The following is a 9,780-nucleotide window of genomic DNA, read 5'->3' as shown; positions in this document are numbered from 1 at the left end:
CTCGACCCCGCCGCTCTGCGGCGGGAGTTTCCGCAGTTCGCCGGTGTCGGCCGGCGAGACGTCGGAGTGTGGGACCCGGAGGCCGGCCTCTGCTACCCGGAGCGCGCCGTATGCGCCTCCGTCGCGGAGGCGCGGCGTCTCGGCGCCGAGGTCCGTACCCGCACCGAGGTTCTCGCGGTCGAGCCGGACGCGGGCGGCGTCACCCTGCACACCTCGGCGGGCGAGGTCCGCGCGGGCAAGGCGGTGCTCGCAACGGGCGCCGGCCTCCCCGCGCTCGTCCCCGAACTCCCGCTCGTGCCGCGCCCGACACCGCTCACCTGGTTCCGCGCCGCCGACCCGGCCTCGGACGCCTTCACGCTCCCGCGGTTCCCCGCGTTCGTCTGGGAGCGCCCGGACGGCGACCACCTCTGGGGCCACGGCTCGGACGCGCAAGGGGGACACGACGTCAAGGTGGGCGTGGCCGGGCTCGTCGACGACACACCGTTCCCCTGGCAACCGGACGACGGCCGACTCGACGCCGCCGCACGGCGGTTGGCGCCCCGCATCGCCACTGCCTTCCCCGGACTCGTCCCGCACCCGGTGCGGACCGACCCCTGCGTCGTCACCGACTCGCCCGACGGCCAGTTCCTCCTCGGCCCCCTTCCGCACGCCCCGAACCTCCTCGTCGCGGGCGGCGACACCGGCCATGGGTTCAAGCGCGCGGCAGGTGTCGGAGAGCTCCTCGCGCAGTACGTCCATGGCGAAGAGCCGTACTGCGACGCCGGGTTCACCGACCCGGCGCGCTTCACGGGGTGAGGCAAGGCGTCACCCCACCCCAGCCCCCACCCGCCCCGCAACCCCCGCCAGATCGACCCCGTACGGCAACGTGCCGAAAGCCGTACCCCAATCGCCCCCGAGACGCGACGCGCAGAAGGCGTCGGCCACCTCGGGGGGTGCGTAGCGCACGAGGAGGGAGCCCTGGAGGACCAGGGCCATCTGTTCGGTGAGGCGCCTCGCCTTCGTCTCGATGCCCTCCAAGTCGCCGAGTTGGGTGAGGAGTTCCTTGATCGCGGCGTCGAGGCGGTGGTCGGTGCCGCGTGCGGTGCCGATCTCGCGGAGGAACGCGTCGAAGCCCTGCGGCTCGCGTTGGAGGGCGCGCAGTACGTCGAGGGCCTGGACGTTGCCCGAGCCCTCCCAGAGGGAGTTGAGCGGGGACTCGCGCAGCAGCCGGGGCATGCCCGACTCCTCGACGTAGCCGTTGCCGCCGAGGCATTCGAGGGCCTCGGCCACCGTGGGGGTGCAGCGCTTGGTGACCCAGTACTTCGCCGCGGGGACCGCGATGCGCAGCAGCCCGCGCTCCTGCTCGTCGCCGGCCGCGGCGGCGTCGTAGGCGGCGGCGAGCCGCAGGGTGAGGGCCGTCGCCGCCTCCGACTCCAGGGCGAGGTCGGCGAGGACGTTCTGCATCAGCGGTTGGTCGGCGAGGAGCTTGCCGAAGGCGGTGCGGTGCGCCGCGTGGTGGCTCGCCTGCGCGACGGCCTGCCGCATCAGTGCCGCGGAGCCGGTGACGCAGTCGAGCCGGGTGGCCGCGACCATCTCGATGATGGTGGAGACGCCGCGCGCCTCCTCGCCGACGCGGCGCGCCCAGGTGGTGCCGTCGAACTCGACCTCGCTCGACGCGTTGGAGCGGTTGCCCAGCTTCTCCTTGAGGCGCTGGATGCGGAAGGTGTTGCGGGAGCCGTCGGGGAGTACGCGCGGTACGAGGAAGCAGGTGGGACGGCCGCCGCCGTCCTCGGTCTGCGCGAGGACGAGGAAGGCGTCCGACATCGGTGCCGAGCAGAACCACTTGTGGCCCGTGAGGGTGAACTCGCCCTCGCCGCCCGCCGGTCGGGCCCGGGTGGCGTTGGCCCGTACGTCGCTGCCGCCCTGCTTCTCCGTCATGCCCATTCCGGCGAGGGCGCCCGGCTTCGCCGTCGCCGGGACGTCGAGCCCCGGCCGGTAGGTGCGGGAGGCGAGCAACGGCTCCCACACGGCGGCGAGTTCGGGCTCCCTGCGGAGCGCGGGCACCGCCGCGTGCGTCATCGAGACGGGGCAGCCGTGGCCCGCCTCGACCTGCGTCCACACGAAGAACCCGGCGGTGCGCAGGAGTTGCCCGTGCGGGCGCGACCAGGGGTCGGTGAGCCCCGCGCCGACGGCCTCCTCCATCAGGCGGTGCCAGGCGGGGTGGAAGTCGACCTCGTCGATGCGGTGGCCGTACCTGTCGTGCGTGCGGAGCACCGGCGGGTTGTCGTTGGCCTGCGCGCCCCACTCCTGTGCCTGTGCGGAGCCGGCCCGCCGCCCGAGCGCGCTCAGTTCGTCGGCGGCGGCTCCGGCGTGCTCGGGCGGGAGGTGGCGCTCGACGCCCTCGCGGAGCGCCCGGTCGGCGGTGAAGACGTCGTGGTCGACGAGGGGCGGGGGCTGGTTGGTCACGGTGTGCGTCGCGGCTGCCATAGGCACACGGTAATTACCGGCGCGTAGCAGCGGAAGGAGCGTACGGCGGTGGCCGCGAGCAGGCGCGCGGGCCGGCGTCGCGCGCAGGGCGGGGCGCCTTCCGGGCGGTCGCGTGACGATCCGGGTTCGGCGGGCCAGATACGTTATGAGCGTGCACGGAGCCGACGAGACCCCCGAACGTCCTGCGAGGCAGCCCTCGCAGGTGCATGTGAAGTACCGGGACGTGCCCAAGGGACGCACGGCCTGGCTCCTGCTGAAGGACACCGTCAACTCCTGTATGGAGTACCGGGTGCTCGGCCTGGCGGCGGAGGCCGCGTTCTTCACGCTCATCTCCATCCCGCCGCTCCTCCTCGGCCTCGTCGGCCTCCTCGGCTACCTCGACACCTGGATCGGCGTCGACACGATCGACTCCATCCGCCGCAACTTCCTCGACGCCTCCGCGACGGTCCTCTCCGACAAGGGCGTCGACCAGCTCGCGCGCCCCCTGATCGACGACATCATCCGCGGCGGCAGGCCGGACGTGATCTCCATCGGCTTCGCGCTCGCGCTCTGGTCGGGTTCGCGCGCCGTCAACGTCTTCGTCGACACCATCACCGTGATGTATGGACTCGACGGACACCGCGGGATCGTGCACACCCGCGTTCTCGCCTTCGTCCTCTACCTCGTGGCGCTGGTGATCGGCGCCGTGGCGCTGCCGCTGATGGTCGCGGGTCCCGAGGCGGCGGCGCGGCTGCTGCCCGACGCGCAGTGGTTGGTGAGCGTCGTCTACTGGCCGACGGTCGTGCTGCTCTCCGTCGTCTTCCTCACGACGCTCTACCACGTCTCGGTCCCCGTCCGCTCGCCCTGGCGCGAGGACATCCCGGGTGCGCTCGTCGCGCTGCTGATGTGGATCCTGGGGAGCTTCCTGCTGCGGCTCTACCTCGCCAGCACCGTGGAGGGGCCGAGCATCTACGGCTCGCTCGCCGCGCCCGTCGCGGTACTGCTGTGGATCGGCGTCTCCGCCTTCGCCGTCCTCGTCGGGGCCGCGGTGAACGCCGCCATCGACCGGGTCCGGCCGTCCGTCGCCACCGCGGCGGCGAGGCACGCGAAGGAGCGCGAACGGGAGGCGGCGGCCGCCGAGGTCGTCGCGGCGGTCGAGGCGCGGCGCGCGATGCGCGGTGCCGAGGGAGAGGGGGCGGAGGAGAGCGAGAACGTGGAGGCGCCGCCGGCCGAGTTCCCCGAGCGGTGGCCGAAGTTCCTGCCGCCCGCCGACATACGGGGACGTATCAGGCCGCGCGGCAGGCGTTGAAGCGCCGAACGCCCGGCCAGGGGCGGGCAGTCGCGCCGCCGGACCGGACGGTGCCTGCACGGCGCGCAGGCCCCGGCCGGTCCCGTCGGCGCAACTGCCCTGTGCCTGCAGGGCCCCGCGTCGGTACCCGTCACCGGCGCGGCTCCCAGCGGAAGATCCGGGAGGCCAGCGCGACGGCGGCCACGACCCAGCCCAGCGTGGGGGCGAGGAGGGGGAGCGAGTCCGCGAACGGGACGCCGCCGTCCCAGGCGTTGACGACCAGTTCGCTCGCGGAGCCGCCGGGGAGCGCCCGCTTGAGCAGGGTCATGTCCTCGGCGCCGCTGAACCCCACCCAGCCGGCGACGGCCAGCGTGCCGATCAGGAGCGGCATCGTCGTCACCTGGGCGTGCTCGGGGGAGTTGGTCAGCCCGGCTGTGGCGAGGCCCAGGCCGAGCATCATCACCACGGACGCGAGAACGGCAGCCGTCAGCAGGAAGAGGTTGGTCGGCCCGCCGGCGACGACGGCGAGTACGACGAGGATCGCCACCACCTGGACCAGCGTGATGACGGTCACCGGCAGCAGCAGTCCGGTGAGGATCTCGGAGTCGCTCGCCGCCGTGGAGCGCAGCCGCTTGAGGAAGAGGTTCTGCCGCCGGGAGGCGAGCGTGGTGACCGTCGTCGTGTAGAGCCCCATCGCAACGACGAGGAAGAGCAGCACCGCGGCGACGCCGCCGAGCCCGAGCCCGGGAACGGTGTCGTGGAGGTAGATGTACCCGGCGCTCGACGCGACGGGGAGGACGAACATGGTGACCAGAACCAGCCGGTTCCGGAAGATCTGGATCAGCTCGCCGAGGGCGATCGACAGCATGGCGGAATCCTTGTCGTGGAGGGTGCGGAGAACGGGTTCGGCGCGTACTAGTCGCTGCCGATGGAGCGGAAGACGTCGTCGAGCCGGGTCGGTCCGGCGCGCAACTCCCGCAGTTCGACGGCGTGGTCGTGGGCCCAGCCGAGAAGGAGGTGCAGGTCCTTCTGGAGGCCGAAGGTCTCGACGAGGAAGGACCCGTCGCTCTCCCGCACGGCGTGGAGCGGAGGCGCCGGTGCGGGGTCGGGCAGCGAGAAGCGGATCTCGGCGGGGAGCGTCTGCGTCAACTCCCGGACGGTGCCCTCCCGGTGGAAGGCGCCCTTGTGCATGAGCCCGATGCGGTCCGCGCGCTGCTGGGCCTCCTCCAGGTAGTGGGTGGTGAGGACGATCGTGGACCCGGCTTCGCGCAGCGCGTCCACGGTGTCCCAGAGGGCGTCCCGCGACTGGATGTCGAGGCCGGTCGTCGGCTCGTCGAGGAAGATCAGCTCCGGCGTTCCGTACACCGCGGTGGCGAAGTCGAGGCGGCGCTTCTCGCCGCCGGAGAGCTGGGCGACCTTGGTGCCGGCCTTGCGGGTGAGGTCGACGACGTCGAGTACGCGTGCGACGTCGTCCGTGCGCCGGGTGAGCCGCCCGACGAGCCGCACGGACTCCCGCACCGTCAAGTCGGGGGAGAAGCCGCTCTCCTGGAGCATGATGCCCATCCGCGGGCGGACGGCGCCGCGGTCGCGCGGGTCCCGCCCGAAGACCCGGACGGTGCCGGAAGCGGCGACGCGGTGGCCCTCGATCGTCTCCAGGGTCGAGGTCTTCCCCGCGCCGTTGGTGCCGAGGAGGGCGTAGAGCTCGCCCTTGCGCACCTGGAAGGAGAGGTCCCGCACGGCGTGGAAGTCGCCGTACGTGAGGTTGAGTCGGTCGACGTCGATGACGGGTGTGGTGGTCATGCCGTCGAGTACAGCCTCTGGCGCCCGCCTCGCGGCAGTGCGGCCGTGTCAGCACCCAGCCGTGACATCGCAGCCCCCTGGACAGTGACGCAGTGTCACTGGTAGCCCCGGGGGCAGGGCACGATACTGAGGGCGAAGCCTTCCGCCCCACCTCGGAGACCGCACATGGACACCATCTCCCCGCGCCTTCCGACCTCCGGCTCCGGCGTGCAGCAGCCGGAGGGCGAGTGGGCCATGGACGGGGACGATGCGGGCGAGGAGCCCCACGGGCAGCTCCGTACGCTCAACCACAGCTTCGTGACCGCTTCGCTCGTCGCCGTGGGGGCGCTGCTGGTGGCGCAGAATTCGGAGAGCTGGTGGGAGGCGGTCCTTCTCGCCTCGGGCACGGCGGCTGCGCTGGTCGCCGTCTCGCAGTGGGCGGCGGACCGTGCGCCCCGCGCCGCGCTGCCGTGCCTCGCCGTCACCGCGACCGTGTGGATCTTCGCCGTGCTGGTGAGCAACATCGCGGCGGCGTCCTACGGCTTGGCGGCCACCACCACCGTCGCCTACCACCAACTGCCGCAGCACCGCGCGAAGTTGGTGGCGGGAACGGTTGCCTTCGCCGCCTCGGTCGTCGTGGCGCGGGCAGTGCTCGTCGGCGGCGACATCGGGAACCTCCTCGTCCAGTACCTCGTGGTCGCGCCGGGTACCGCGTCGGCGGCGGTCGTGCTCACCGGGCTCAACCAGCTCGTCTCGCGCCTCACCGCGCAGGTGGAGGAAGCGCGGGAGCGCGACGCGGAGTTGGCCGTCGTACGCGAGCGCGTGCGCTTCGCCAGCGACCTGCACGACATCCAGGGCCACACGCTCCACGTGGTGAAGCTGAAGGCGGCGCTCGCCCAGAAGCTCGTGCACAGCGACGCCGGACGGGCCGAGGAGGAGCTGCGGGAGATCCACGCCCTGGTCGGCGACACCCTCACCCGGACCAAGGAGCTCGCCCACGCGCAGCGGCGCCTCAACCTGTCGGCGGAGCTGGAGAACGCGAAGAACCTGTTCACGGCGGCAGAGATCGACGTCACCGTCGAACGCAGGGGCGAAGTCGACAGCGGGGTGGGCGAGTTGCTCGGCCAGGTCCTGCGGGAGACGACGACCAACATCCTGCGGCACGCGCAGGCCGGCCAGGTGCGGATCACCCTCTCCGGGTCCGGCATCGAAATCGTCAACGACGGCGTACGGGAGGGCTCGCCGCCCGAGTTGAGGGGACTCTCGGCGCTCAGGGACCGGGTGGCGGGCGACGGAGGCGTGCTCACGGTCGAGCAGGAGGACGGACGGTTCCTGACCGCCGCCGAGTTCCCCCGCACCGAAGCCGTCGCGACACGGAAGGACGACCGATGACCACCGTGGTGCTCGCCGACGACGAGGCCCTCCTGCGCAAGGCACTCGCCTCGTTGCTCCCCCACGAAGGCGAGATCACCGTGCTCGCCGAAGCGGAGGACGGGGCGTCGGCCGTGCAGGCCACCCTCCACCACCGCCCCGACGTGCTCGTCGTCGACCTGGAGATGCCGGGCATGGACGGGCTCGACGCCGTCTCCGCGATCCGCCGTGCCGGCCCGGAGCAGGTGATCCTCATGCTGACCCGGCACGCACGCCCCGGGGTGCTGCGCAAGGCGCTGAAGCTCAAGGTGCAGGGGTTCGTCAGCAAGTCCGCCGAACCGGCGCACATCGCGTCGGTCATCGCCGCCCTCCACGAGGGCAGGCGGTGGATCGACCCGGAGGTCTCCGCGCGCGCCGTCATCGACGACTGCCCGCTCACCGACCGCGAGATCGACGTCCTCCGGGCGACGGGCGAGGGCTACTCGGTCGCCGACATCGCCGCCCAACTCCACCTGGCGCAGGGCACGGTACGCAACTACCTCTCCAACACGATGCAGAAGACCCAGACGCGGACCCGGCACGAGGCGGCGCGGTACGCGCGGGAACACGACTGGCTGTAGCGGCGACCCTGCACGCCCGTCGGCCCGCCCTCGGCGCCCCGGCGGGGCGGCCGCGAGCGGGCCGGGCGCATAAGTCGCCGGCGCATGCGGTCACTTGCCCGTGCCCACGGGGTCGACGCGGATGTCGTCGGTGGCGGTGTCGCTGACGGGCAGGTTGATCCGCGTCGACAGCGTCTTCGAGTGGGTCTCGTTGGGCGGCGTGACGACGATCTCGGTGATGTCGACGCCCGAGCCCCCGGTGTCGTTCCGCGGGGTGTGGAGCGTGAAGCGGGTCTTCTCGTTGGGCTTGACGAGGACCATGGGTGCCTTGCGGTCGCTGCGGTTGGCGCTGAACGTGCCGTCCTTGCCCTTGAGGTCGACGCCGGGGAAGCCCTTGAGCGCGCAGGCGGTCGAGGCGGTGTTCTCCAGGCTCACCACCCGGTCGCCCTCGCCCATGCCGCCGTTGACGCTCATGTCGAGCTGGGAGGTCCGGCAGGTGGCGTAGCCGGGGCGCGCCTTCCCGTCGTCCGAGGAGCTGCCGCCGGTGCCGGACTCCGTCTTCGTCGATTCGCCGTCCGCGGAGGCGCTGTCGCCGCCGGAGTCTCCGTTGTCCGAGGAGGAGTCGGACGAGGAGGACCCGGACGAGGAGGAGCCGGACGAGGAGGAGGACGCCGAGGAGTCGTTCGCACTCGCGTCGTCCTCTCCCTGGCAGGCGGTGAGCGAGAGGCCGGCGGCGAGGGCGACGGCGGCGATGGCCAGCTTCTGGGCGCGCATCGGTTTCTCCTTGTGATCGTTGTGCCCGCTCGGCGAGCCTTTCTGATCACTTGGACCACGAGGAGCCCGCAGAACGTTCCACGGACCCGGCCTCTAATACGTGGCTGTTACAGCCGACTTGGCGGCCCCGGACGCCGACGCACCACCGGCACGCCCTCCACGGCGCTCGGCACACCTCCGCCCGGGCCCACTCCGGGCCCTTGACGATGGGGCACGGCAGCTCGCGGAGCCGCGGGGCCGTGCACGGTCCGACTCCGGTTCCGTGTCCCCCGCTTCGTGCCAACGAACCTCCGGCCTCCTGAGACACGCCCGTGACCTGCCGGTACTTGTCCTGTCGTATACGGGGGCGGCTCCTCGCGACCCCTGCCGCACGCCGACGCTCCGACCCTCGACGCCGTCCTCGCGCCTGCCCGTCGGGCAGCCCCGAGGCGGCCGCCCAGCCCCGGCCGCGCGGCCCTGCGCCTCCGTCGACGGCGAACGGACCTGCCCCGGCGCCGCCTGGTCCGGCTGCCGCCGACCCGGACCCTCGGGCGCGTCCCCGTCCGCCGAAAAAGAAGTGGCACGCCGCGGGACCCGGCGGCTAGCGTCGGTTCCCGCAGCGGTCGCACCGCTGCTCTCGTCCGTGCCGAAGTGGGGAGGTGTCGACCGATGACCGTCGTTGCGCCGGGCGCTGCCCGCATCCGAATCCATGTCACGTCCACCTCCGCAGCCGCCGGCTGACCGGTCGAGCCGCGCCCGAGCGCGCCACCGGTGCTGCCCCACGAAGGGTCGTCGCCTTGTCCTCCTCCGCTTCCTCCTTCCCGCGCCCGTCCTCGCTCCCGCCCGCCGCCACCCCGGCCTCCGACCCCTACGCGCCGCTCCACCGCTACGGCTGGGACGCCGAGTGGGCCGACGCCTTCGCGCCGTACGAGGACGAGGGCCTCGCCCCCGCGCGCATCCTCCGGGTCGACCGCAACCGCTGCACCGCCTTCGGCGTCACGGGCCAGGTCACCGCCGCGGCGCCGGACGAGGGCCTCCCCTGCACGGGCGACTGGGTCGCGCTCGGCGAGGTGCCCGGCGGCCAACAGCCCGTCGTCCGGGCGCTGTTGCCGCGGCGCACCGCCTTCCTCCGCTCCGCCTCCTCCAACCGCTCCGAGGGGCAGGTCCTCGCGGCCAACGTCGACCACGCCGTCGTCCTCGCCAGCCTTGAGCGGGACCCCGACCTCGCCCGTCTGGAGCGGTTCGTCGCCCTCGCCTGGGCCGGCGGAGCCCAGCCGCTCGTCGTGCTCACCAAGGCGGACCTCCTGGACCCCGGCGTCGTCGACGTACTCAGGAGCGAGACGGCGGAGGGCCTGCCCGGTGTCGAAGTCCTCGCCGCCAGCGCCGAGTCCGGCGAAGGGATCGAGGTGCTCACGGCCGTCGTCGCCGGCGGTACCTCGGTGCTCCTCGGGCAGTCGGGCGCGGGCAAGTCGACGCTCGCCAACGCGCTCCTCGGCGAGGAGGCCCAAGAGGTCGGCGCCGTACGGGCCGTCGACGGAAAGGGAC

At 72.8% G+C, this 9,780-nt stretch carries 9 protein-coding genes; 5 read left to right on the top strand and 4 right to left on the bottom strand.

Annotated elements, in window-relative coordinates; genetic code table 11:
- Positions 1–795 (top strand): FAD-dependent oxidoreductase (locus UWG_RS30160; protein WP_016908214.1); only part of this gene is annotated, 795 nt, incomplete at its 5' end.
- 9 nt (positions 796–804) lie between these two features.
- On the opposite strand, the gene UWG_RS0115895 is transcribed toward UWG_RS30160, so the two are convergent.
- Positions 805–2,466: an acyl-CoA dehydrogenase family protein gene (locus UWG_RS0115895; protein WP_016908213.1), complete on the bottom strand. Its 1,662-nt coding sequence runs from the start codon at positions 2,464–2,466 to the stop codon at positions 805–807.
- Between the two features lie 151 nt (positions 2,467–2,617).
- On the opposite strand from UWG_RS0115895, the gene UWG_RS0115890 reads away from it, so the two are divergent.
- Positions 2,618–3,754 (top strand): YihY/virulence factor BrkB family protein, encoded by a 1,137-nt coding sequence (locus tag UWG_RS0115890; protein WP_050988587.1) that lies wholly within the window; start codon positions 2,618–2,620, stop codon positions 3,752–3,754.
- Between the two features lie 130 nt (positions 3,755–3,884).
- Here the strand turns inward: UWG_RS0115890 and UWG_RS0115885 are convergent, their stop codons facing one another.
- On the bottom strand, positions 3,885–4,601 hold the full coding sequence (locus UWG_RS0115885) for an ABC transporter permease (RefSeq protein ID WP_016908211.1): 717 nt from the start codon (positions 4,599–4,601) through the stop codon (positions 3,885–3,887).
- A 47-nt stretch (positions 4,602–4,648) separates the two neighbouring features.
- A complete protein-coding gene (locus tag UWG_RS0115880) occupies positions 4,649–5,533 on the bottom strand; it encodes an ABC transporter ATP-binding protein (RefSeq protein ID WP_016908210.1) in 885 nt (294 codons plus the stop codon).
- A 165-nt stretch (positions 5,534–5,698) separates the two neighbouring features.
- On the opposite strand from UWG_RS0115880, the gene UWG_RS0115875 reads away from it, so the two are divergent.
- Both UWG_RS0115875 and UWG_RS0115870 read left to right on the top strand, forming a co-directional pair.
- Entirely contained in the window at positions 5,699–6,904 is a 1,206-nt protein-coding gene (locus UWG_RS0115875; RefSeq protein WP_016908209.1) for a sensor histidine kinase, read from the top strand.
- Positions 6,901–7,503 carry a response regulator transcription factor gene (locus UWG_RS0115870; protein ID WP_016908208.1) on the top strand — a complete coding sequence of 201 codons (603 nt, stop codon included), beginning with the start codon at positions 6,901–6,903 and terminating at the stop codon, positions 7,501–7,503. The genes UWG_RS0115875 and UWG_RS0115870 overlap by 4 nt, the downstream gene beginning before the upstream one ends.
- A 90-nt stretch (positions 7,504–7,593) precedes the next feature.
- On the opposite strand, the gene UWG_RS0115865 is transcribed toward UWG_RS0115870, so the two are convergent.
- Positions 7,594–8,256 (bottom strand): DUF4232 domain-containing protein, encoded by a 663-nt coding sequence (locus UWG_RS0115865; RefSeq protein WP_016908207.1) that lies wholly within the window; start codon positions 8,254–8,256, stop codon positions 7,594–7,596.
- A gap of 776 nt (positions 8,257–9,032) precedes the next feature.
- On the opposite strand from UWG_RS0115865, the gene rsgA reads away from it, so the two are divergent.
- Positions 9,033–9,780 (top strand): GTPase RsgA (gene rsgA, locus UWG_RS30155; RefSeq protein WP_016908206.1); only part of this gene is annotated, 748 nt, incomplete at its 3' end.

This window comes from Streptomyces xiaopingdaonensis (assembly GCF_000262345.1).
GTDB classification, from domain to species: Bacteria; Actinomycetota; Actinomycetes; order Streptomycetales; family Streptomycetaceae; genus Streptomyces; species Streptomyces xiaopingdaonensis.
This window is presented reverse-complemented; position numbering and strand designations above follow the sequence as displayed.